This window comes from Burkholderia sp. MSMB1589WGS, assembly GCF_001636105.1.
Taxonomy (GTDB): domain Bacteria; phylum Pseudomonadota; class Gammaproteobacteria; order Burkholderiales; family Burkholderiaceae; genus Burkholderia; species Burkholderia humptydooensis.
In genome coordinates, this window is record NZ_LNJT01000006.1 from 203,017 (window position 1) to 226,752 (window position 23,736).

Sequence of the window (23,736 nt, forward strand, 5' to 3'; positions counted from 1 at the left end):
TTTCCTCCGCTCACTATGAAGACTCTACGCGCTTCCTTGTCCACGTTTCCGCGCGATTTCGTGGCCGGCACCGTCGTGTTCCTCGTCGCGCTGCCGCTCTGCCTCGGAATCGCCAACGCATCCGGCGTCGAACCGTTCGCGGGCCTCGTGTCCGGCATCGTCGGCGGCCTCGTCGTCGCCGTGCTGAGCGGCTCGCCGCTGTCCGTCAGCGGCCCCGCGGCGGGCCTCGTCGTGATCGTCGTCGACGGCATCGCGCAGCTCGGCAGCTTCCAGGCGTTCCTGCTCGCCGTGCTGCTGTCGGGCGTCATCCAGTTCGGCTTCGGCCTGCTGAAGGCCGGCCGGTTCGCCGCGTACGTGCCGTCGCCCGTGATCAAAGGGATGCTCGCCGCGATCGGCATCCTGCTGATCGTCAAGCAAGCGCCGTTCGCGCTCGGCCTGTCCGGCGACGGCGATGCGCCGGGTCACGCGATGTTCGCGTCGGGCGCGATCGCGCTCGCGTCGCTCGCGCTCCTCGCCGTCTGGGAAACGCGCGCGATGCGCCGCTTCGCGTTCGTGCGCGTCGTGCCCGCGCCGCTCGCCGTCGTGATTCTCGGCATCGGCGCCACGGTCCTGCTCGGCTTCGTGTCGCCGAACTTCGCGCCGTCCGCCGAGCACCGGGTCGCGCTGCCCGAACTCGCGTCGCTCGCCGCGCTCGGCGACGCGCTGAAGACCGTCGACCTCGGCCCGAACTTCGCGTACCTGCTGAGCCCGGACGTGTGGCGCATCGCGATCACGATTGCCGTCATCGCAAGCCTCGAAACGCTCTTGAGCCTCGAAGCGGTCGAGCAGATCGACCCGAAGCGCCGGCCGTCGCAGCCGAATCGCGAGCTGAAGGCGCAAGGCGTCGGCAATCTCATTTCGGGCGTGATCGGCGGCCTGCCGATCACGTCGGTGATCGTGCGCAGCTCGGTCAACGTGAATGCGGGCGCGCAGAGCCGGATGTCGGCGATCGTGCACGGCGTGATGCTCGTCGTCAGCGTGTTCGCGCTCACCGGGCTCCTGAACCTGATCCCGCTCGCGAGCCTGGCGGCGATCCTGATCCACACGGGCTTCAAGCTCGCGAAGCCGGGGCTCTTCACGTCGGTCGCGAAGCAGGGTCCGGGCGCGTTCCTGCCGTTCGCGGCGACGATCGCGGGCGTGCTCGCGATCGACCTCCTCGCCGGCATCGCGCTCGGCCTCGCGTGCTCGGTGTTCGCGGTCGCATGCGCGAACCTGCGCAGCCCGGCGACGCTCGCGCAGCACGACGACCACTATCTGCTGTCGTTCCGCAAGGACGTATCGTTTCTCGGCAAGGTCCAGATCAAGCACTATCTCGCGCAAATCCCGGATCGGGCGGTCGTCATCATCGACGCGACCCGCGCCGACTACATCGATCACGACGTGCGCGAGCTGATCGACGCGTTCGTCGCGGAAGCGCCGCGGCGCGACATCACGGTCGACTATCGGCGCCAGGTTCATCACGTGCGCGGCGCGGGCTTGCGCTGGTTCTTCCGCAGCCCGACCGCGCAGTAAGCGGCGCAGCAGGCACATGAGCCGGCGCGCGCCGGCTCGTCACGCCGCAAGCAAAAACGCCCCGCGAGGCCTTCGGCCCGCGGGGCGTCGTTCATCGCGGCGCGGCGGCGATGCCCGCCGAGCACGCGCGGGCACGACATGCGCTACGCGCGTTGCGGATTCAGCTTGTCTGCGTTCGAGTGCAGCTTGTTGAGCGCGGCGATATACGCCTTCGCCGACGCGGCGACGATGTCCGGATCGGTGCCGACGCCGTTGACGATCCGCCCGCTCTTCGACAGACGCACCGTCACCTCGCCCTGCGCCTGCGTGCCCGTCGTGATCGCGTTGACCGAATACAGCAGCAGCTCGGCGCCGCTGCCGACCTCGGTCTCGATCGCGTTGAACGTCGCGTCGACGGGACCGTTGCCGCTCGCCTCGCCCGCCACCTCATCGCCGTCGACGGCGAACACGACCTTCGCCTGCGGCCGCTCGCCCGTCTCCGAGCGCTGCGCGAGCGACACGAACTTGTAGTGCTCGTGCTCCTGCGCGAGCGCCGATTCCTCTTCGGTGACGATCGCGATGATGTCCTCGTCGAAGATCTCGGCCTTGCGGTCGGCGAGATCCTTGAAGCGCGCGAACGCCGCGTTCAGCTCGGCTTCGCTGTCGAGCGACACGCCGAGCTCCTGCAGGCGCTGCTTGAACGCGTTGCGCCCCGACAGCTTGCCGAGCACGATCTTGTTCGCGGTCCAGCCGACATCTTCCGCGCGCATGATCTCGTACGTGTCGCGCGCCTTCAGCACGCCGTCCTGGTGGATGCCCGACGCGTGCGCGAACGCGTTCGCGCCGACCACCGCCTTGTTCGGCTGCACGACGAAGCCCGTGATCTGCGACACGAGCTTCGACGCCGGCACGATCTGCGTCGTGTCGATGCCGAGATCGAGGCCGAAGTAGTCCTTGCGGGTCTTCACGGCCATCACGATTTCCTCGAGCGACGTGTTGCCCGCGCGCTCGCCGAGGCCGTTGATCGTGCACTCGACCTGGCGCGCGCCGCCGATCTTCACGCCGGCGAGCGAGTTCGCGACCGCCATCCCCAGATCGTTGTGGCAGTGCACCGAGAAGATCGCCTTGTCCGAATTCGGGATGCGCTCGCGCAGCGTCTTCACGAGGTTGCCGTACAGCTCCGGCACGCCGTAGCCGACGGTGTCCGCGATGTTGATCGTCGTCGCGCCCTCGGCGATCACGGCCTCGAGCACGCGGCAGAGGAAATCCATGTCCGAGCGGCTGCCGTCTTCCGGCGAGAATTCGATGTTGTCGGTGAACTTGCGCGCGAAGCGCACCGCGAGGCGCGCCTGCTCGTACACCTGGTCCGGCGTCATCCGCAGCTTCTTCTCCATGTGCAGCGGCGACGTCGCGATGAACGTGTGGATCCGGAAGCTGTTCGCGGGCTTGAGCGCATCCGCCGCGCGCTGGATGTCCTTGTCGTTCGCGCGCGCGAGCGAGCAGATCGTGCTGTCCTTCACTTGCGACGCGATCGCATGGATCGCGTCGAAATCGCCGTTCGAGCTGGCCGCGAAGCCGGCTTCGATCACGTCGACCCTCATGCGCTCGAGGTGCTTCGCGATGCGGATTTTCTCTTCCTTCGTCATCGACGCACCGGGCGATTGCTCGCCGTCGCGCAACGTCGTGTCGAAAATGATCAGCTTGTCTGTCATGGGGACTCCAGGTGTCGAATGGGGAAACACACGTGATGAAGCTCGCGCCACCGCAGGCGACGCTAGACAACAGACGAAGCTCGACGGAGGGCGAAAACGGTCAGCGCGGCAGGCGCGCCAAGGCTAGCGCGCGTAGCGGCGCACCGGCTAGAAGAAGGAAGAGGCGGGAAAATGCGGTCATGCCGACGAATATAGCGGCATTCCCGGCCGCGCGCAATCGGCGCTTTTATCGAGGGCCGGAACGGCGCCCCGCGCGGCGGGCGGGCAAGAAAAACGGCGGCCTTGCGGGCCGCCGTTCTCGGGACGTCCGGCGAGATCCGGACGCGACTCCCGGCGCCGTTCCGGCCGGGAGGCGCCCGTCAGTGCTCGCGCTGCGACGAGCGCGCCGGATTCGCGCGGCCGCGCACCGCCATATAGGCCCAGAACACGTAGCCGGACAGCCCGTACAGCACGAAGAGGCCGAACAGCATCAACGGCGGATCGGACGACACGAGCACGAACGCGACGACGACGAGCAGGATCGCCGCGAACGGCACCCGGTGCCTGACGTCAAGCGCCTTGCCGCTGTAGAACGGCGCGTTCGACACCATCGTCACGCCCGCGTAGATCGTCAGCACGAATGCGACCCACGGCAGCCAGCCGAGCTTCATCGGCACGCGGTTGTCCGTCGCGAGCCACACGAAGCCCGCGATCAGCGCCGCGGCGGCCGGGCTCGGCAGCCCCTGGAAGAAGCGCTTGTCGACGACGCCGATGTTCGTGTTGAAGCGCGCGAGCCGCAGCGCGGCGCCCGAGCAGTAGACGAACGCGGCGAGCCAACCCCAGCGCCCCAGATCCTTCAGCACCCACTCGTACATCACGAGCGCGGGCGCGACGCCGAACGACACCATGTCCGACAGGCTGTCGAACTGCTCGCCGAACGCGCTCTGCGTGTGCGTCATGCGCGCGACGCGGCCGTCCATCCCGTCGAGCACCATCGCGGCGAATATCGCGATCGCGGCGGTCTCGAAGCGCACGTTCATCGCCTGCACGACGGCGAAGAAGCCGCAGAAGAGCGCGGCCGTCGTGAACGCGTTCGGCAGCAGATAGATGCCGCGCGTCCTCAAAAACTGCTGGCGCGCGGCGCGCCGGCTCTCGACCGGCGCGACGTCCTGCGCGACCGATTTGTTGTGACGAAACGACCGCGGCCACGGGGCATTGCCGTTGCGCGGCCGGCGCGGTTTGAATGCGGCCATCGATACGTCTTCCCGATTACTGTTGTTCGGGCAGTTCGGCGAGGATCGTCGACGACGCGGACACCTTCTCGCCGATCGACACGCGCGCCCGGCTGCCCTTCGGCAGATACACGTCGACGCGCGAGCCGAAGCGGATGAAACCATAGCGCTGGCCGCGCGACAGCGGCTCGCCCGCGCGCACGTAGCAGAGGATCCGGCGCGCGACGAGGCCCGCGATCTGCACGGCCGTCACGGTGTGGCCCGAGCCTGTCTGGATCACGACCGCGTTGCGCTCGTTCTCGGCCGACGCCTTGTCGAGCGCGGCGTTCAGGAACGCGCCCGGGAAATATTCGACCTTCTGCACCGCGCCGTCGACGGGCGAGCGCTGCGAGTGCACATTGAACACGTTCATGAACACGCTGATCTTCAGCGCTTCGCGATTCGCGTACGGATCGTGCGCCATTTCGACCGCGACGATGCGCCCGTCGGCCGGGCACAGCACCGCGTTCGCCTGCGTCGGAATCGCGCGCGGCGGATCGCGGAAGAACTGGACCACGAAGACGAGCAGCAGCCAGAACGGCCACGCGAGGCCGAACCCGCCGACGGCGTGGATCAACAGCGCGACGACGGCCGCGATCGCGATGAACGGCCAGCCTTCGCGCGCGATGATCGGATGAGGATAGTTCATGGTTCGTTCTTCGATGAATTGCAAAGCCCGTAGGATAGCAAAAGCCGCCCTCGGCTCCGGTGCCTTCGGGCGGCTTTTTGACGCCGGCCCTCGATTCGAGGGCCGGATATCGATGCGCAGCTTAGTTCTTCGACTGGTCGACGAGCTTGTTCTTCGCGATCCACGGCATCATCGCGCGCAGCTTCGCGCCGACCTGCTCGATCTGGTGCTCGGCCGTCAGGCGGCGGCGCGACTGCAGCGTCGGCGCGCCCGCCTTGTTCTCGAGGATGAAGCTCTTCGCGTATTCGCCCGTCTGGATATCGGTCAGGCACTGCTTCATCGCCTTCTTCGTCTCTTCGGTGACGACGCGCGGGCCCGTCACGTACTCGCCGTATTCGGCGTTGTTCGAGATCGAGTAGTTCATGTTCGCGATGCCGCCTTCATAGATCAGGTCGACGATCAGCTTCAGCTCGTGCAGGCACTCGAAGTACGCCATTTCCGGAGCGTAGCCCGCTTCGACGAGCGTCTCGAAACCGGCCTTGATGAGCTCGACGGTGCCGCCGCACAGCACGGCCTGCTCGCCGAACAGGTCGGTTTCCGTCTCCTCGCGGAAGTTCGTTTCGATGATGCCGGCACGGCCGCCGCCGTTGGCCGCCGCGTACGACAGCGCGATGTCGCGCGCCGCGCCCGACTTGTCCTGCGCGACCGCGATCAGGTGCGGCACGCCGCCGCCCTGTGCGTACGTGCCGCGCACCGTGTGGCCCGGCGCCTTCGGCGCGACCATGATCACGTCGAGATCCGCGCGCGGGATCACCTGGCCGTAGTGGACGTTGAAGCCGTGGGCGAACGCGAGCGTCGCGCCTTCCTTGATGTTCGCGTGCACTTCCTGCGCGTAGACGGCGGCGATCTGCTCGTCGGGCAGCAGCATCATCACGACGTCCGCGCCCTTCACGGCTTCGGCGACTTCCTTGACCGCGAGGCCGGCGTTCTCGGCCTTGCTCCACGACGCGCCGCCGCGACGCAGACCGACCGTCACGTTCACGCCGCTGTCCTTCAGGTTCAGTGCGTGCGCATGGCCTTGCGAGCCGTAACCGATGATCGTCACCTGTTTGCCCTTGATGAGGGAGAGGTCGGCGTCCTTGTCGTAGAAAACTTTCATGATTGTTCCTTCGCTGATTCAGTGAAATTCGTAAGTGAGGCCGGGCTCTGACGGCGCACCCGGCGCGTTCGTCGCAGCGGCGTCAGACCTTCAGAATGCGCTCGCCGCGACCGATGCCCGAGCTGCCGGTGCGCACGGTTTCGAGAATCGAGCCCGCGTCCAGCGCCTGAATGAATGCGTCGAGCTTGTCGCTCGCACCCGTCAATTCGATCGTGTAGGTCTTCTCGGTCACGTCGATGATGCGGCCGCGGAAAATATCCGCCATCCGCTTCATTTCTTCGCGCTCCTTGCCCACTGCCCTCACCTTGATGAGCATCAGCTCCCGCTCGATGTGTGCACCGTCGGTCAGGTCCACCACTTTCACCACCTCGATCAGGCGGTTCAGATGCTTCGTGATCTGTTCGATCACGTCGTCGGAGCCGATGGAGACGATGGTCAGGCGCGACAGCGACTGGTCTTCGGTCGGCGCCACCGTCAAGGTTTCGATGTTGTAGCCGCGTGCCGAGAACAGACCGACGACGCGCGACAGCGCGCCCGGTTCGTTTTCCAGCAGGACGGAAATGATGTGTCTCATGTTCGCTTCTTCCAGAAATATCCCGTGTCGTTGCGTATCGCGCAGCGCCCGCCGCGTGCCGCGCCGCCCTTCGTGAAGGCGGCCGCCCGCGGCCTCGGGCGCCTCGCGCCGTTACAGATCTTCCGATCCGAGCAGCATCTCGGTGATGCCCTTGCCGGCCTGGACCATCGGCCAGACGTTCTCGGTCGGGTCGGTCTGGAAGTCGAGAAACACGGTGCGGTCCTTCAGGCGCAGCGCTTCCTTGAGCGCCGGCTCGACGTCCGCGGATTTTTCGATGCGCATCCCGACGTGGCCATACGCCTGCGCGAGCTTCACGAAATCCGGCAGCGCATCCATGTACGAATGCGAATAGCGCTTGCTGTATTCGATCTGCTGCCACTGGCGGACCATGCCGAGATAGCGGTTGTTCAGCGAAATGATCTTCACCGGGGTGTCGTACTGCTTGCAGGTCGACAGCTCCTGGATGCACATCTGGATCGAGCCTTCGCCCGTGATGCAGACGACTTCGTCGTCCGGGTGCGCCATCTTGACGCCCATCGCGGCGGGCAGGCCGAAGCCCATCGTGCCGAGGCCGCCCGAATTGATCCAGCGGCGCGGCTTGTTGAAACGGTAGAACTGCGCGGCCCACATCTGATGCTGGCCGACGTCCGAGCAGACGAACGCGTTGCCGTCGGTGAGCTCCCAGAGCTTCTCGACGACGTATTGCGGCTTGATGATCTCGCTCTTGCGGTCGTATTTCAGGCAATCCTTCTCGCGCCAGCTCTCGATGTCCTTCCACCATTGCGCGAGCGCCTCGGTGTCCGGGCCGTGCTCGGCCGTCTGCAGTTGCTCGATCAGCTCCTTCAGCACTTCCTTCACGTCGCCGACGATCGGGATGTCGACCTTCACGCGCTTCGAAATCGACGACGGGTCGATGTCGATATGGATGATCTTGCGCGGACGCGACGCGAAGTGGCCCGGATCGCCGATCACGCGGTCGTCGAAGCGCGCGCCGATCGCGATCAGCACGTCGCAGTGCTGCATCGCCATGTTGGCTTCGTAGGTGCCGTGCATGCCGAGCATGCCGAGGAATTTCTTGTCCGACGCGCGATAGCCGCCCAGGCCCATCAGCGTGTTCGTGACCGGATAGCCGAGCAGGTCCGCGAACTGGTTCAGTTCGCGCGCCGCGTCGGCGAGGATGATGCCGCCGCCCGTGTAGATGTACGGACGCTTCGCGGACAGCAGCGACGACACCGCCTTGCGGATCTGCCCCGAGTGGCCTTTCGTGACCGGGTTGTACGAGCGCAGCGACACGCTCTTGACGGGCTCGTACTCGCACGGCGTCTTCGAGATGTCCTTCGGGATGTCGATGAGGACGGGACCCGGGCGCCCGGTGCGCGCGATGTAGAACGCCTTCTTGACGGTTTCCGCGAGCTCGCGCACGTCCTTCACGAGGAAGTTGTGCTTCACGCACGGCCGCGTGATGCCAACGGTGTCGCACTCCTGGAACGCGTCCTGGCCGATCGCCGCGGTCGGCACCTGGCCGCTGATCACGACGAGCGGGATCGAATCCATGTAGGCGGTGGCGATGCCCGTCACCGCGTTCGTCACGCCCGGGCCGGACGTGACGAGGCACACGCCGACCTTGCCCGTCGAGCGCGAGTACCCGTCCGCGGCGTGCACGGCGGCCTGCTCGTGGCGCACGAGCACGTGTTGAATCTTGTCTTGCTTGTACAGCTCGTCGTAGATGTAGAGGACCGAGCCGCCAGGGTAGCCCCAGATGAATTCGACGTTCTCGTCGGCCAGTGCCTTCATGAGCACGGTGGCGCCGATGGAGCCGGTTTTCTGAGGGGAAAGGGATTCCGACGTGGAGAATTCCGCGCTGGGCATGTTCATCTTGGACCTTTCGAATTTTCGGCAAAAAATTGATCGGGTGCTCTCTGCCGGGCTTGTGGCTCGGGTTCAAGCGGCGCGTCCAGTTGAAAGGCGGGCTTCATGGGCCAGCCTCAAATGTGACCATCACTCATGTTGCGAACTGGCAACGATAGCGGCTCGCCGGCGGGCGGTCAAGCGGAAAATCCCGCGGCGCATCAATCGCCTGCGAATCGCCTGCGAGTAGCGGCGGCGAACGCCCGGCCGGCGGCGGCGGCAAACCGCCGCGCACGCCCCTTCCGGCGGCCCAACCGCCCGAACTGGATGCCGTTCGCCGCGAAAATTTGTTAGCATCCGCGAGTTTTACGAATTTTTTCCGATCTTTTCACGCCGCAAGAACGCAGCGCAGACCTTTACGGAATGGCATCAGACAAGGAACTCGCGGACTTTCTGGCGGGCGTCGAAAGGCGCGCGTTCAAGCAGGCTGCGTACACGGTGCGCGACGACGACGCGTCGCTCGACATCGTGCAGGACGCGATGATTCGGCTCGCGGAGAAATACGGCGACCGCCCGGCCGCCGAATTGCCGCTGCTTTTTCAACGGATCCTTCAGAACGCGATCCACGACCATTTCCGCAGACAAAAGGTGCGCAACACCTGGGTCAGCCTGTTCTCGTCGCTGAACAACACCGACGACGACGAGTTCGACCCGCTCGAGACGCTCGAGTCGGCGGACGGCGACGGCGTCGAGAGCGGCGAGACGCGGCTCGAGCGCGAGCAGGTGCTCGCCCTCATCGACGACGAAATCCAGAAACTTCCGGCGCGTCAACGGGAAGCCTTCCTGATGCGTTATTGGGAGGATATGGATGTCGCCGAGACAGCCGCCGCCATGGGGTGTTCGGAAGGCAGCGTCAAGACGCACTGCTCCCGGGCCACTCACACATTGGCGTTGGCGCTCAAGGCCAAAGGAATCACGCTATGAGCTCCGCTCCCGCAACGAAAGAAGAACTCGATTTCGCCCTCAAGGTGCGTCGCGCGCTCGACGAGCGCGCGGCCTCGCTGCCTGCCGCGACGACGGATCGGCTCGCCGCCGCGCGCCGCGCCGCGCTCGCGCGCAAGAAGCCCGACGCCGCGGTCGTGCTCGTGCCGGCGCTCGCCGGCAGCGCCGGCACGCTCGAGCTGCGCCCGCCCGGCGAGCCGCGCAAGTCGCTCGCGCGCCGGCTCGCGCGCGCGTGGCCGCTCGCGCTGCTGCTCGCGGGGCTCATCGGCATCGCGTACTGGGAAGACATGCAGCGCACGGCGGAGCTCGCGGACATCGACGCCGCGATGCTGAGCGACAACCTGCCTCTCACCGCGTACCTCGACCACGGGTTCAACGCGTACCTTTCGCACACTCACTAACGCCAACGCATCAAGAAGAGGAACGCACGGGTGAGTCAAAAACGGGGATTGGCTGTCTTTTTCGGTTGCGTGATCGCGCTCGTCGTCGCGTACGCCGCCACCTACCCGCGCTTTCACCCACAACCGGCCGCGGTGGCGGCGGCGAGTGCGCCCGCTATCGCATCGGCCGCGATCGCGCTGTCGACCGACTTCCCGCCGCTGCCGCCCTCGGGCCCGCTCTCCTGGGCGCGCCTCACGCCGCAGCAGCGTGTCGCGCTCGCGCCGTTCGCGAATCAATGGGATTCGTTCAGCGACGAGCGCAAGCGCAAATGGCTGAAGATCGCGGCGCGCTTCCCGAAAATGTCGCCTGATGCGCAAAAGCGTCTGCAGGAACGGATGACCGAGTGGGTCCGGATGACGCCCGAGCAGCGCCGCGTCGCGCGCGAGAACTATCTGGTGTCGAAGGACCTGTCCGCGCAGGCCCGCGAAAAAGCCTGGAAAGCTTACCAGCAGCTATCGCCCGAGCAGAAGGAAAAGCTCGCCGCGGCCGAGCGCCGGCGCCGGCCGACCGTCGTCAGCGCGCCGCCCACCGGCAAGACCGACCGCGACATCAACCGGCTCGTCAACGCGCACGACCGCCATCCGGCGAGCGCGCCCACCGCGAGCATCGCGCCGCCCGCAGCGAGCGCGCCGGCCGCGGCGCCCGTGCCGGCGTCGGCCGCAACGACGGGCGCCGCCACGCCGCCCGCGCCGACGCCCGTCTCGCCGTCCGAGGCGCCGTCGCTCTTCAACGGCTCGTAAGCCTCCTTCGTGACAGCGTCCGCGCTCCCGTCCGAGCCGCCGCCGCCGAGCGTGCGCCGCCGGCTTGCCGCCCTCGCGTACGAGGGCCTGCTGCTCTTCGGCGTCGTGTTCTTCGCGGGCCTCGCGTTCGGCGTGACGCTGCAGCAGCGCAACGGCCTCGATCATCACAACCTGCTCGCCGGATGGATCGCGCTCGTCGTCGGCGCGTACTTCGTCTGGTTCTGGACGCACGGCGGCCAGACACTGCCGATGAAGACGTGGCGGCTGCGCGTCGAGACCGCGCGCGGCGCGCCGCTGTCGGCGGGCCGCGCGCTCGTGCGCTACGCGCTCGGCTGGCTGTGGTTCCTGCCGCCCCTCGCGCTGCACCCGCTCGCGGGCTTCCCGGTGCCTCGCACGCTCGCCGCGACGGCCGTCTGGTTCGTGCTGTGGGCGCTCGCCGCGCGCCTGCACCCGAGCCGCCAGTTCCCGCACGACCGCCTCGCCGGCACCCGCATCGTCGACGCGCCCCGCCGCGGCTGATTCCCCGTAATAAGAACGTCTCGTGACTGTCACGGCACAGTCACGCCCGCATGGCGCAATGCCGATAACGTCAACCGGCGCGAGTCATGCATGGGCAAAAAAACGTCCGCGACCTCCTTCTTTCGTGATCCTGCTGGCCTGCACGCCGCCAGCGCTTTCCTGTCCGGCTCGGCGGCGAGCGACACGCTCGCGCCGGCCCGCCCTCCCGCCGCGAGCGCCGCGCGGCACGACGACAACGAGCCCGCGTCGCACCGCTACCGGACGATCTGGCTGTCGGACATCCACCTCGGCACGAGCGGCTGCCAGGCCGGCTACCTGCTCGATTTTCTCAAGCACAACGAATCGGAGTACCTATACCTCGTCGGCGACATCATCGACGGCTGGCAGCTCAGAAAGGGCTGGTACTGGCCGCAGGCGCACAACGACGTGGTGCAGAAGGTCCTGCGCAAGGCGAGGAAGGGCACGCAAGTCGTCTACATTCCCGGCAACCACGACGAAGCCGCGCGCCAGTTCTGCGATCTCGCGTTCGGCGAGATCCACGTTCGCGGCGAGGCGTTCCACACGACGCTCACGGGCAAACGTTTGTGGATCGTGCACGGCGATCTGTTCGACGGCGTGATCCAGCACGCGAAATGGCTCGCCTATCTCGGCGACACGCTGTACACGCTGATCCTCGTGCTGAACCGCTGGTTCAACCGGATCAGAAGCCGCTTCGGCTTCCAGTACTGGTCGCTGTCGCAATACCTGAAGCACCAGGTGAAGAACGCCGTGAACTTCATTTCGTCGTTCGAAGCAGTGATGACCGACGAAGCGCGCCGCCGCGGCTGCGACGGCGTCGTTTGCGGCCATATCCACAAGGCCGAGATCCGCGACATCGACGGCGTGCTGTACTGCAACGACGGCGACTGGGTCGAAAGCCTGTCCGCGCTCGTCGAGACGATGGAGGGCGAACTGAAGGTCGTCTACTGGACCGTGATGCGCACGCCGCCCGCCGCGCTGTCGCGCAAGACCAAAGCCGCCACCGCCTGATCCCCTCTAGGACTGCCTGCGATGAAAATCATGATCGTCACCGATGCGTGGGAGCCGCAAGTCAACGGCGTCGTGCGCACGCTCAAGAGCACCGCGCGCGAGCTCACCGCGCTCGGCCACCGCGTCGAGCTCGTCACGCCGCTCGAATTCCGCACGGTGCCCTGCCCGACCTATCCCGAAATCCGCCTGTCGATCCTGCCGTACCGGCGGCTGCGCGAGCGCCTGAGCGCGTTCGAGCCGGACGCGCTGCACATCGCGACGGAAGGCCCGCTCGGGCTCGCCGCGCGCCGCTACGCGCGCGCGCGCAAGCTGCCGTTCACGACCGCATACCACACGCGCTTTCCGGAGTACGTGCAGGCGCGCTTCGGCGTGCCGCTGTCGGCGACCTACCGCTTCCTGCGGTGGTTCCACGGCGCGTCGCTCGCGGTGATGGCGCCGACGCCCGTCGTCAAGGACGACCTCGAGCGCTTCGGCTTCGACAACGTCGTGCTGTGGACCCGCGGCGTCGATCTCGACGTCTTCCAGCCGATGGAATCGAAGGTGCTCAACACCGCGCGGCCGATCTTCCTGTATGTCGGCCGCGTCGCGATCGAGAAGAACGTCGAGGCGTTCCTGAAGCTCGACCTGCCCGGCTCGAAATGGGTCGCGGGCGAAGGGCCCGCGCTCGCCGAGCTCAAATCGCGCTATCCTGAGGCGAATTACCTCGGCGTGCTGACGCAGGCGGAGCTCGCCAAGGTATACGCGGCGGCCGACGTGTTCGTGTTCCCGAGCCGCACCGACACGTTCGGGCTCGTGCTGCTCGAGGCGCTCGCGTGCGGCACGCCCGTCGCCGCGTATCCGGTGACAGGGCCCGTCGACGTGCTCGGCAGCAGCGGCGCGGGCGCGATGAACGACGACCTGCGCGAAGCATGCCTCGAGGCGCTGAAGATCGCTCGGCCGCATGCGCGCGCGTGGGCCGAGCGCTTCTCGTGGCGCGCGGCGTCCGAGCAGTTCGCATCGCACCTGAAGCCGCTGCCGAAATCCGCCTGCCCACACACCGAAGGCGCAGCCGTTTGAAACCAGCCATGCGCGCGAAAGCGCCCCCTGCCGGCTCGTCGCGAAAGCCGGCCGCATCTGCCGGCGCGACGCGTCCCGCCCACGTCCGCCTCGCGCCGTCTGAAACGCACGAGCCGCCCGAACCGCACGAGCCGCTCGGCCCGGACGATCCGCTCGCGCTGCCGCACAACCCGTACAAGGGCAATCGCGGCCTGATGCGCGCGTGGTACGCGCTCAAGAATTCATACAACGGCTTTCGCGTCGCGATCCGCGAAGAGAGCGCGTTCCGGCAGGAGCTCACGCTCGCGGCGATCATGCTGCCGATCGCCGCGTTCGTGCCCGTCGAGCCGGCGTCGCGTGCGCTCCTGATCGGCACCGTGCTGCTCGTGCTGATCGTCGAGCTGCTGAACTCGAGCGTCGAGACGGCGATCGACCGGATCTCGCTCGAGCGCCATGAGTTGTCGAAGCGCGCGAAGGATCTCGGCAGCGCGGCCGTCACGGTCGCGCTCTGCGCGTGCGTGGCCACCTGGGGCCTCATACTCGGCCCGCTCGTCTGGCACAAGCTCGCCGGCTAGACGGGGCGCGGCGTTTTGCGCCTGCGTGCGACGCAGCACCGCCGGGTATGCCCCGATGACGAAATACGCCGGACGCGCAAGGTAGCGGTTTATAATCGCCCGACAGCCTTCAAAACAGCAACCCGAGCCGGACTACGATTCACGCAGCAGTATTGGCAGCGCCCGCCTGTCCGGCAAACACAGGGCCGGACGACATGGAAGCGAAACCTCCCCGCCGCACGCGCGAACGGATACTTGAGTTGTCGTTGAAACTCTTCAACGAGATCGGCGAGCCGAACGTCACGACGACGACGATCGCCGAGGAAATGGAAATCAGCCCAGGCAACCTGTACTACCATTTCCGCAACAAGGACGACATCATCAACAGCATCTTCGCGCAGTTCGAACAGCAGATCGAACGGCGCCTGCGTTTTCCCGAAGATCATCGGCCGACGATCGACGAAACGTGGTCGTACCTGCAGTACATGGCCGACTTCATGTGGACCTATCGGTTCCTCTATCGCGATCTGAACGATCTGCTCGCGCGCAACCGCACGCTCGAAACGCACTTCAAGCAGATCATCAGCCACAAGGTCCGCTTCGCGCGCGAGATGTGCGAGCTGCTCGCGGCCGACGGCGAGCTCGTCGCGACGCCCGCCGAGATCGAGGTGATCGCGACCAACATGGCCGTGATCGCCACCTACTGGCTGTCGTATCAATACGTGATGCATCCGCGCAAGTACAACGATCAGGACGCGATTCGCGAGGAGCTGCATCAGGTCAGCATGCACGTGATCTCGGTGATCGCGCCGTATCTGCGCGGCCGCTCGCGGCAGATCTTCGACGATCTCGTATCGGGCAAGCTGCCGAAGCGCGAGTTCCACGACTACCTGCCGCCGCGCGACGGTTCGCCGCGCAAGGACGCGAAGCAATGAAGAGCGTCTGCGTCTATTGCGGTTCGGCCAACGGCGTGAAGCCCGTCTACACGGAAGCGGCGCGCGCGTTCGGCCGCGCGCTCGCGAACGCCGGCCTCACGCTCGTCTACGGCGGCGGGCGCGTCGGCCTGATGGGCGTGATCGCCGATGAAGTGATCGTGTCGGGCGGGCGCGCGATCGGCGTCATCACGGAGCTGCTCTACGACAAGGAAGTCGGCCACACCGGCTTGACCGAGCTGCACGTCGTGCCCGACATGCATCATCGCAAGAAGATGATGGCCGAGCTCGCGGACGCGTTCGTCGCGATGCCGGGCGGCGCGGGTACGCTCGAGGAGTTCTTCGAGGTCTACACGTGGGCGCAGCTCGGCTATCACCGCAAGCCCGTCGCGCTCTATAACGTCGACGCGTTCTACCAGCCGCTCATCGCGCTCCTCGAGCACACCGTCGACGAAGGCTTCATGCAGCGCACGTACTTCGACGCGCTGTGCATCGACGCCGCACCCGACGCGCTCATCGATCAGCTCGCCCGGTATCGTCCGCCCGCGCGCGACAAATGGACGTTCGTGTCGGAGCAGGACGCGTGAGCCGGCGCGACGCTTCGTGCACGCGCGAGGCGCCCGGGCCGAGGTCCAAGCAATGACGAATCCGTCCGCCAAAGTCGTTCTCATCACCGGCGCGAGCCGCGGCATCGGCCGCGCGACCGCGCTTCTCGCCGCCGCGCGCGGCTGGTCAGTCGGCATCAACTACGCACGTGACGCGGCAGCCGCCGACGCGACCGCCGACGCGGTGCGCGCCACGGGCGCGCAAGCGTGCGTCGTGCGCGGCGACGTCGCGAACGAAGCCGACGTGATCGCCATGTTCGACGCAGTGCAGTCCGCGTTCGGCCGGCTCGACGCGCTCGTCAACAATGCGGGAATCGTCGCGCCGTCGCTGCCGCTCGCCGACATGGACGCCGCGCGCCTGAAACGCGTGTTCGACACCAACGTGCTCGGCGCTTATCTGTGCGCGCGCGAGGCCGCGCGGCGGCTGTCGACCGATCGCGGCGGCGCGGGCGGCGCGATCGTCAACGTGTCGTCGATCGCCGCGCGGCTCGGCTCGCCGGACGAGTACGTCGACTATGCGGGGTCGAAGGGCGCGGTCGACACGTTGACGCTCGGCCTCGCGAAGGAGCTCGGCCCGCACGGCGTGCGCGTGAATGCGGTGCGCCCGGGCCTCATCGCGACCGAGATCCATGCGAGCGGCGGCCAGCCCGGCCGTGCCGAGCGGCTCGGCGCGCAGACGCCGCTCGGACGCGCAGGCGACGCCGACGAGGTCGCCGAGTCGATCGTCTGGCTGCTGAGCGACGCGGCGTCGTACGTGACGGGCGCGCTGCTCGACGTCGGCGGCGGGCGCTGACGCGCGGGCGGCGGCGCGCCGCGCCCGCCGACGTCCGCCAGTCTTATCCTTTCCGGCAAGCCGCCGCGCCATCCGGGCCCGCAATGTTTCGCGCTACGAAAGTTCCTCGCGCCCGCATACAAAACTTCACAATTCTCTGCACTCTTTACAGATTTTCTCCACAATTTCCGTAAACGTTCGTAACAGTCCCGTGGTTTACTAACGGCGACTGCGGCGTATGCCGCGAACATCGCTCCCGCCCTCTCGCGGCCCGAAATCGGCCGGACCCACGCAGTCCGGCCGGCACACACGAAGAGATCACCCAGCATGCAGGGAAATGCCACGCCCGGCAGCCGGCGCGCGCCCGCTTCCGCACATCACGCCGGCCCGCCCAAAAATCACTCGCGCTCGCCGTCCGCCGTGGCGCTCGCCGCCGCCGCGCCCGGCGCCGCGGGAACAGCCGCCGGATCGCGCGGCGCGGCGGCGGACCGCACGCCGCTCGCCGGATTGCGCGCGTGGCTCGTCGCCGCGGCCGTGCTTTGCGCGTACTTGTTGCCGGGCGTCCTCGGCCACGATCCTTGGAAGCAGGACGAAACCTACACGTTCGGCATCATCCAGCACATGCTCGAAAGCGGCGACTTCGTCGTGCCGACCAACGCGGGGCAGCCGTTCCTCGAAAAACCGCCGCTGTACGACTGGGTCGCCACCGGCCTCGCGTGGCTCTTTTCCCGCTACCTGCCGCTGCACGACGCGGCACGGCTCGCGAGCGCGCTGTTCGCCGCACTCGCGTTCGGCTTCACCGCCCGCGCCGCGCGCATCGCGACGGGCGCTGCGCGCTGGCTCGAACTGCCGGTGGTCGGCGCCGTCGCGCTATGCGCGGGCTCGCTCGTCGTCATCAAGCATTCGCACGACCTGATGACCGACGTCGCGCTGATGGCGGGCACCGCGATGGGCTTTTGCGGGCTGCTCGAACTCGTGATCCGGCACGCCGGCGGCGCGAACGGCGCCGAGGCCGCCCACCCGCCCGCGAACCGCTTCGCGGCCTCTCTCTTCGGCCTGGGCGTCGGCGTCGCGCTGATGTCGAAGGGCCTCTTCGTGCCGCTCGTGTTCGGCGCGACGCTCGCTGCGACGCTCGTTCTCTACCCGGCCTGCCGCAGCCGCGCGTTCTTCCGCTCGCTCGCGATCGCCGCGCTCGTGTGCGCGCCGTTTGCGCTGATCTGGCCGACCGCGCTGTTCCTGCGCTCCGAATCGCTGTTCCTCGTCTGGTTCTGGGAAAACAACGTCGGGCGCTTCTTCGGCTTCTCGGTGCCGACGCTCGGCGCCGAAAACGACAAGCCGCTCTTCATCTGGCGCGCGCTGCTGACGCTCGGCTTTCCGGCCGCGCCGCTCGCGCTCGTCGCACTCGCGCGCGGCCTCTGGCGCGACTGGCGCGCGCCACGCGTCGCGCTGCCGCTTGCGTTCACGGGCGTCGGAATGGTCGTGCTGCACATCTCCGCGACGTCGCGCCAGTTGTACATCCTGCCGTTCATCGCGCCGCTCGCGCTCGTCGCCGCGCAGGCGATCCCGCGCCTGCCGCAGCGGCTGCATACCGCGTGGGACTATGCGAGCCGGATGCTGTTCGGCATCGCCGTGGCGCTCGCGTGGATCGTCTGGTCGCTGATGTCCGATCACAATGGCCCGCGCGTCGGCTTGCAATGGCTCGGCCGCTGGCTGCCGCTCGACTGGACGATGCCGATCGAGCCCGCGCTCGTGCTGTCCGCGCTCGCGATCACGATCGGCTGGGTCGGCCTGCTGCCGTCGCTGCGGCTCGCTGGCAAGTGGCGCGGCGCGCTGTCGTGGGCGATGGGCGCGCTCGTCGCGTGGGGGCTCGTCTACACGCTGCTGCTGCCGTGGCTCGACGTCGCGAAGAGCTATCGTTCGGTGTTCGAAGATTTGAATCGCCGGCTCGCGCTCGAATGGAACGACGGCGACTGCATGGCGAGCGTCAATCTCGGCGAATCGGAAGCGCCGATGCTCTATTACTTCTCCGGCGTGCTTCACCAGCCTGTCGCGCAGCCAAATGCGAGCGCCTGCACGTGGCTCATCGTGCAGGGCACGCGCGCGAACCCGCCCGAGCTCGGCGCCGAATGGAAGCCGTTCTGGGCAGGCGCCCGGCCCGGCGACGATCAGGAAATGCTGCGCGTCTACGTGCGCACGCCGACCGCGGCAACCGTCGCCCATCCTTGATGCCCGCGGCGCGCGGCAGCCCATGCCGTCGCGCAGGATCGCCTCCCGGGCACGCGCGGCACGCGCCGACGCCGCGCCGGCTAGGGCCCGCTCACGCTCATAACGGGCTTGCGCCTGCCCGGCCAGGTCTCGGCGGCAAGCCAGCCGGCCGCGATGCAGATCGCGTTCGCGACGAGCAGATAACCGGTCGGCGCCATCGGGTTGCCGGTGGTGCCGATGAGCCAGGCGACGATGCTCTGCGCGGTGCCGCCGAACAACGACACCGCGACAGCGTAGACGATCGAGAATCCCGTCGAGCGCACGCGCTGCGGGAAGCTCTCGGCGATCAGCACGATGAGCGCCGCGCCGCTCATGCCGTGCAGGCCGGACAGCACGGTCAGCGTGACGAGGAACACGGCGGGCGTCGGACGCGAGACGATCAATTGCAATGCCGGAAAGATCAGCAGCAACAGCAGCACGCGCGGCCAGATCAGGACCGCACGGCGGCCGACGCGATCCGACAGGCTGCCGCCCGCGAGCGAGCCCACGGCGAGCGCCGCGCCCGTCGCAAACGTCGCGAGCATCGCGACGCCGCCCGGCAGATGCAGTTCGGTCAACGCAAACGTCGTCATGTAGTTGAGGAAATACTGCGTGATTGTGCTGCCGAGCAGAATCATCAGGCCGACCGCGATCGGCCGCCGATGCCGCGCGCTCAGCTCGCGCAGGATGTCGCGCGTCGAGCCGTACGCGCGGTGCGCGTCGATCGTGTCGGACAGCCGGCGGCGGATGTAGACGCCAATCGGCAGCGCCAGCAGGCCGAGCACGAACGGCACGCGCCAGCCCCACGCGTACAGGTCGGCTTCGGGCAGAGCGAGCGTCAGCGCATAGCCCGCGAGCCCCGCCGTGACCGCCGCGAAGCCCTGCGCCGCGACCTGCCAGCACGCGTACGCGCCGCGCCGCCCAGGCGGCGCGGCTTCGAGAATGTAGGTCGTCGCGGGCCCCGCCTCGCCGCCCCATGCGAGCCCCTGGACCAGCCGCGTGACGACGAGCAGGATCGGCGCCGCGACGCCGATCGTCTCGTATCCCGGGAGCACGGCGATCGCGCCCGTGCCGACCGCCATCATCACGAGCGTCAGCATCATCGCGGGCTTGCGGCCCGCCCGGTCCGCATACGCGCCGATCACGAGCGCGCCGAGCGGCCGCACGACGAAGCCGAGCCCGAACACGGACACCGACAGCAGCAGGCTCACGAACGGGCTCTTCGCCGGAAAGAACGCGTGGCCGATCATCACCGCGAAAGTCGCGTAAGCGCCGAAGTCGAAGAATTCGACCGCATTGCCGAGCGCAACCGCCGCGACGTTGCGGCGGGCGGCGGCGCGCGTCGCGGCCGCGCCGGCCGCGTCGATCATGCCGGCCGGCCGCTCGGGTGCCGGTGGGCAAGCGGGTTCAAGCAGGTCTTCCATGAAGCGTCCTCGATCGAAGCGACGACGATACCGGCCGCGGGTGCGGCGCGAGCGGTGCGAGCGGCGCAAAAGGCATGGGCGTCAGAACCGCGGGCGGCATCACGATGAACAGGCGAAAAAACGAAAAGACGGCGCGGGAGCCGGCGAAAAGCGCGCGGCGGCACACGGAGGCACACGGCACACGGCGCGTTCAGTCGCACCGTCGCGGCGGCGCCGGCCAGCGCGGCATCTCGCCGCGCCACGCCTCATACGCGCGGCCGAGCTGCAGCACGAGCCGGTCGGCGAAGCGCGGCCCGACGATCTGCAGGCCGATCGGCATCCCGTTGCGCGCGAAGCCGCAGTTGATCGACAGCGCCGGCTGCTCGCCCATGTTCCACGGAACCGTGAACGCGATGTGCTCGAACGGCCGCGCCGGATCGTCGGTCGGCCCTGCCCACTCGGCCGGGAAGCCGGCGACGACGTTGGTTGGCGACAGCACCGCGTCGACCGCCTGGAACAGGCGCGCGGCCGCCGCGCGCATCTCGAACGTCGCGCCGAAGCCGCGCACCGCATCGATGCCGGACACCGACGCGCCCTGCCCCGCCCACGCGACGATATACGGCAGGATGCGCTCGCGCGCCGCGGCCGGCAGCCGTTCGAGATCCGCCCATAGCCGCGCCTGCCAGAAACGGTCGAGGCCGTCGAGCATCGCGCGCGACAGCACGGGCGGCGCCGCGACGATCCGCGCGCCGTGCGCGGCGAAGTGCCCGGCCGCCGCTTCCACCGCGGCGACGATCTCCGGCTCCGGCGCGATTCCGCAGCCGGCGTCGAGCATCAGGCCGATCCGCATGCCCTTGACGTCCGCCGGCGCGATCGACCAGTCGATCGCCTCGGGCGGCAGGCTCGTCGCATCGCGCCAGTCCGGCCGCGACAGGAAGCGCATCAGCAGCGCGGCATCGTCGATCGTGCGCGTCATCGGCCCCGCGCAGCGGCCCGTGTAGTACGGATCGATCGGAATCCGCCCGTTCGACGGCTTGAAGCCGACGATCCCGCACCAGCCGGCCGGCAGCCGGATCGACCCGCCGATGTCGGTGCCGACGTGCAGCGGCCCGTAGCCCGCGGCCGCCGCCGCGGCCGCGCCGCTGCTCGAGCCGCCCGGATTCAGATCGAGCCGCCACGGGTTGCGCGTGATGCCGTACAGGCTCGACAGCCCCGACGACAGCATTGCGTAATCGGGCACCGTCGTCTTGCCGATCACGATCGCGCCCGCCTCGCGCAGCCGCGCCGCGGCGGGCGCGTCGACAGTCGCGGGCGGCGCGTCGGCGGCCGCGGCCGAGCCGTGCGCCACCTGATCGCCCTGCGTCGCGATCAGCTCCTTGATCGTCACCGGCACGCCGTCGATCTCGCTGAGCGGCGCGCCCGCGGCCCAGCGGCGCGTCGCCGCGAGCGCCTGCTCGCGCACTTGCGCCGGATCGAAGCGGCACAGCGCGTTCAGATGCGGCTCCCAACGGGCGATGTGGTCGAGCAGCGCGTCCGCGTAGTCGGCGGGCGTCGCGCTGCGGTTCTTGAACCGTTCGGAAAGCGAGCAAGCAGTCAGGTCGAGCAGCTCGGACATGGTATCGGCCTCGCAAGGTTGGAGGCGGGTGGTCGGGCCTTCGTCCGCGGCCGCCCGTCATCGGTGGAACTCACGATAGCAACGCAATAACGGCAATGAATCGCGCGATCGATGTCGAATCGCTCGCACATGCTTCGATCCCCCCGCCTCGCGGCGGACCGCGTCGTTCGCAGCGACAGCGGGCGGATCGAGTGCGCATCGGGCACGCGCCGCCCGCGCTCGCGCTCACGGCGGCGCGCGCTCAGAATGACGAGCCGGGCTCCTTCAGGAACGCGACTTCCGCGTCGGTCGACGGCCGGCCGAGCAGCGCGTTCCGATGCGGAAAACGCCCGAAACGCTCGATCACGACCGCGTGGCGCAGCGCGTAGCCGTGATAGCCGGCGCAGCCCGCTTCGTCCTTGATCTGCGCGCAGAGCCGCACCGCCTCGCGCTGGCTGTCGGGCGACTCGTCGTGCTCGAACGGCAGATACGCGAACGCGCGGTGGTGCCCCGTCGGCAGCGCGCGGTCCCCGCCCGACGCGACGAGCGCCTTCGCATGCGCGAGCGCCGCGCGGTCGGCCGCGAACGCGAGCGGCGTGCCCCGATGGATGTTGCGCGAGAACTGGTCGAGCACGACGATGAGCGCGAGCGCGCCGAGCGGCGTGCGCGCCCATGCGTCAAGCTCGCCCGCCTTCGCCGCGTCGGTGAGCGCGCCGAATCGCTCGCGCAGTTGCGCGTCGAACGCCGGGCCGCCGCCGAACCACATCTTGCGCGCCGTGCCGAACGCCGGATCGTCGGGCGCGCCGAACCAGAAATCGAGCACGTCGCGCGCGCGGGGATCGAGCGACGCCCGATCGCGCGCCGCGGCTTCGCACACGCCGCCGCCCGCGTGCGGGGCCGTCATGCAAGCTCCAGCACGAGACGGCGCGTGCGCGCGCTTTTCTTCTCGAGCTTCGCGACGCGCAGCGCGCCGATCTCCGCCGTGTTGCGCACATGCGTGCCGCCGCACGGCTGCAGATCGACGCCTTCGATCCGCAGCAGGCGCACGCGCCCGAGCCCCATCGGCGGCTTCACGCTCATCGTGCGCACGAGTTCCGGGCGCGCGGCCATTTCGTCGTCGGTGATCCATTCGGTCGTCACCGGATGCGCGCCGCCGACGAGTTCGGCAAGGCTCGCCTCCACGTGCTCGCGATCGATCGGCTCGACCGTCGCGAAATCGATCCGCACGTAATCGGCGGTCACGCTGCAGCCGTCGACCGGGTATGGCAGCACCGCGCACAGCAGATGGCTCGCCGTGTGCAGCCGCATCCGGCGGTGCCGCGGCGCCCAGTCGATTTCGGCGACGACCGCATCGCCCGGCCTCACGCCCGAAGCGAGCCGCGCCTGCCCCGGCGCGAGCACGTGCACCGCGTCGTCGGGCGTCGCGCCGTCGAACCTCGCCTTGCGCGTGTCGGCGACGGCAAGCGCCGCGCCGCCCGCGAGCGTCAGCGTGCCGGTATCGCCCGCCTGGCCGCCGCCGAGCGGATAGAACACGGTTCGATCGAGGTGGATGCCGGCTTCGTCGACGGCGGTGACCACCGCGTCGCAACGCGTCAAATAAGCGTCTTCGCGAAAGAGGGCTTGAGTAGCCATGGGGCGTCTCGGATGTCGTTATCGGTGATCGGGGCGATCAGTATGCGGTGCGCCGCGCGCGCCGCGACAGGCACAATTGCGCGCGGCGCGCACGGCAAGCGTACCGGAATTTCAACCGGGACGGTTTCGCATCCAGTCGGCCGTGTCGTGGAACGAGTGCATCAGCCGCTCGCGCAGCGGCTCGCCGAGCCCCACGTCCTGCATCGCCCACGCGATGCAGCGCAGCCACTGGTCGCGCTCGGCCGACGCGATCGGAAACGGCAGATGCCGCGCGCGCAGCCGAGGATGGCCGAAGCGCTCGATGTAGTGATCGGGCCCGCCGAGCCAGCCGCACAGGAACCAGAACAGCTTGTCGCGCGAGCCGTCGAGCGTCGGCGGATGCAGCGCGCGAATGCCGGCGAATTCGGGCTCGAGGTCCATCAGGTCGTAGAAGCGGTCGACGAGCTCGCGCACGCGCGCCTCGCCGCCCACGAGTTCGAACGCCGTCGGTTGCGACGGCGCGTCATCGGTGACATCGGTCATACGGAAATCGG

The 23,736-nt window shown here is 68.3% G+C and carries 23 protein-coding genes; 12 read left to right on the forward strand and 11 right to left on the reverse strand.

Features of this window, described 5'->3' with window-relative positions; all coding sequences use genetic code 11:
- The first annotated feature begins 15 nt into the window (after window positions 1–15).
- Window positions 16–1,551, forward strand: a complete 1,536-nt coding sequence (locus WT16_RS03280) for a SulP family inorganic anion transporter (protein ID WP_015601549.1) — start codon at window positions 16–18, stop codon at window positions 1,549–1,551.
- Window positions 1,552–1,694: 143 nt separating this feature from the next.
- Here WT16_RS03280 and WT16_RS03285 read toward each other — a convergent pair whose 3' ends face one another.
- The 6 genes from WT16_RS03285 to WT16_RS03310 form a co-directional block, all read right to left on the reverse strand.
- Complete coding sequence (locus WT16_RS03285; RefSeq protein ID WP_006025093.1) at window positions 1,695–3,242, reverse strand: 2-isopropylmalate synthase; 1,548 nt, start codon at window positions 3,240–3,242, stop codon at window positions 1,695–1,697.
- Between the two features lie 359 nt (window positions 3,243–3,601).
- Window positions 3,602–4,474: a CDP-diacylglycerol--serine O-phosphatidyltransferase gene (pssA, locus tag WT16_RS03290; protein ID WP_009892204.1), complete on the reverse strand. Its 873-nt coding sequence runs from the start codon at window positions 4,472–4,474 to the stop codon at window positions 3,602–3,604.
- A 16-nt stretch (window positions 4,475–4,490) separates the two neighbouring features.
- Window positions 4,491–5,141, reverse strand: a complete 651-nt coding sequence (locus WT16_RS03295) for a phosphatidylserine decarboxylase (RefSeq protein WP_006025091.1) — start codon at window positions 5,139–5,141, stop codon at window positions 4,491–4,493.
- Between the two features lie 121 nt (window positions 5,142–5,262).
- Window positions 5,263–6,279 carry a ketol-acid reductoisomerase gene (ilvC, locus tag WT16_RS03300; protein ID WP_006025090.1) on the reverse strand — a complete coding sequence of 339 codons (1,017 nt, stop codon included), beginning with the start codon at window positions 6,277–6,279 and terminating at the stop codon, window positions 5,263–5,265.
- 82 nt (window positions 6,280–6,361) lie between these two features.
- Window positions 6,362–6,853, reverse strand: coding sequence for an acetolactate synthase small subunit (gene ilvN / locus WT16_RS03305; protein WP_004186134.1), 492 nt, complete (start codon window positions 6,851–6,853; stop codon window positions 6,362–6,364).
- A 111-nt stretch (window positions 6,854–6,964) separates the two neighbouring features.
- Window positions 6,965–8,728: an acetolactate synthase 3 catalytic subunit gene (locus tag WT16_RS03310; protein ID WP_006025089.1), complete on the reverse strand. Its 1,764-nt coding sequence runs from the start codon at window positions 8,726–8,728 to the stop codon at window positions 6,965–6,967.
- 396 nt (window positions 8,729–9,124) lie between these two features.
- Here WT16_RS03310 and WT16_RS03315 point away from each other — a divergent pair, with 396 nt between their 5' ends.
- From WT16_RS03315 to WT16_RS03365, 11 genes are all read left to right on the forward strand, one after another.
- Entirely contained in the window at window positions 9,125–9,685 is a 561-nt protein-coding gene (locus WT16_RS03315; protein ID WP_015601210.1) for an RNA polymerase sigma factor, read from the forward strand.
- Complete coding sequence (locus WT16_RS03320) at window positions 9,682–10,104, forward strand: DUF3619 family protein (protein WP_006025087.1); 423 nt, start codon at window positions 9,682–9,684, stop codon at window positions 10,102–10,104. The genes WT16_RS03315 and WT16_RS03320 overlap by 4 nt, the downstream gene beginning before the upstream one ends.
- Window positions 10,105–10,134: 30 nt before the next feature.
- Window positions 10,135–10,884: a DUF3106 domain-containing protein gene (locus WT16_RS03325; RefSeq protein ID WP_015601828.1), complete on the forward strand. Its 750-nt coding sequence runs from the start codon at window positions 10,135–10,137 to the stop codon at window positions 10,882–10,884.
- 9 nt (window positions 10,885–10,893) lie between these two features.
- Complete coding sequence (locus tag WT16_RS03330) at window positions 10,894–11,403, forward strand: RDD family protein (protein ID WP_015601690.1); 510 nt, start codon at window positions 10,894–10,896, stop codon at window positions 11,401–11,403.
- 90 nt (window positions 11,404–11,493) lie between these two features.
- Window positions 11,494–12,432 carry a UDP-2,3-diacylglucosamine diphosphatase gene (locus WT16_RS03335; RefSeq protein ID WP_063532707.1) on the forward strand — a complete coding sequence of 313 codons (939 nt, stop codon included), beginning with the start codon at window positions 11,494–11,496 and terminating at the stop codon, window positions 12,430–12,432.
- Window positions 12,433–12,453: 21 nt separating this feature from the next.
- Window positions 12,454–13,488 (forward strand): glycosyltransferase family 1 protein, encoded by a 1,035-nt coding sequence (locus WT16_RS03340; RefSeq protein ID WP_009911780.1) that lies wholly within the window; start codon window positions 12,454–12,456, stop codon window positions 13,486–13,488.
- 8 nt (window positions 13,489–13,496) lie between these two features.
- Complete coding sequence (locus WT16_RS03345; protein ID WP_015602132.1) at window positions 13,497–14,042, forward strand: diacylglycerol kinase; 546 nt, start codon at window positions 13,497–13,499, stop codon at window positions 14,040–14,042.
- 194 nt (window positions 14,043–14,236) lie between these two features.
- Window positions 14,237–14,956 (forward strand): TetR/AcrR family transcriptional regulator, encoded by a 720-nt coding sequence (locus tag WT16_RS03350; protein ID WP_006025081.1) that lies wholly within the window; start codon window positions 14,237–14,239, stop codon window positions 14,954–14,956.
- A complete protein-coding gene (locus tag WT16_RS03355; RefSeq protein ID WP_006025080.1) occupies window positions 14,953–15,540 on the forward strand; it encodes a TIGR00730 family Rossman fold protein in 588 nt (195 codons plus the stop codon). The genes WT16_RS03350 and WT16_RS03355 overlap by 4 nt, the downstream gene beginning before the upstream one ends.
- 52 nt (window positions 15,541–15,592) lie before the next feature.
- On the forward strand, window positions 15,593–16,351 hold the full coding sequence (locus tag WT16_RS03360) for an SDR family oxidoreductase (RefSeq protein ID WP_015600657.1): 759 nt from the start codon (window positions 15,593–15,595) through the stop codon (window positions 16,349–16,351).
- Between the two features lie 306 nt (window positions 16,352–16,657).
- Entirely contained in the window at window positions 16,658–18,556 is a 1,899-nt protein-coding gene (locus WT16_RS03365; protein ID WP_063532708.1) for a hypothetical protein, read from the forward strand.
- 80 nt (window positions 18,557–18,636) lie between these two features.
- On the opposite strand, the gene WT16_RS03370 is transcribed toward WT16_RS03365, so the two are convergent.
- The 5 genes from WT16_RS03370 to WT16_RS03390 form a co-directional block, all read right to left on the reverse strand.
- Entirely contained in the window at window positions 18,637–19,944 is a 1,308-nt protein-coding gene (locus WT16_RS03370; protein WP_082874686.1) for an MFS transporter, read from the reverse strand.
- A gap of 244 nt (window positions 19,945–20,188) precedes the next feature.
- The gene (locus WT16_RS03375; protein WP_063532710.1) at window positions 20,189–21,592 is read right to left on the reverse strand and encodes an amidase; all 1,404 of its coding nucleotides are present in this window, start codon (window positions 21,590–21,592) and stop codon (window positions 20,189–20,191) included.
- A 241-nt stretch (window positions 21,593–21,833) separates the two neighbouring features.
- Window positions 21,834–22,475: a DUF924 family protein gene (locus WT16_RS03380; RefSeq protein WP_009911768.1), complete on the reverse strand. Its 642-nt coding sequence runs from the start codon at window positions 22,473–22,475 to the stop codon at window positions 21,834–21,836.
- Window positions 22,472–23,203 (reverse strand): alanyl-tRNA editing protein, encoded by a 732-nt coding sequence (locus WT16_RS03385; RefSeq protein WP_063532711.1) that lies wholly within the window; start codon window positions 23,201–23,203, stop codon window positions 22,472–22,474. Before WT16_RS03385 ends, WT16_RS03380 begins: the two co-directional genes overlap by 4 nt.
- Window positions 23,204–23,314: 111 nt before the next feature.
- Window positions 23,315–23,725 carry a group II truncated hemoglobin gene (locus WT16_RS03390; protein WP_059934751.1) on the reverse strand — a complete coding sequence of 137 codons (411 nt, stop codon included), beginning with the start codon at window positions 23,723–23,725 and terminating at the stop codon, window positions 23,315–23,317.
- Between the last annotated feature and the right edge of the window lie 11 nt (window positions 23,726–23,736).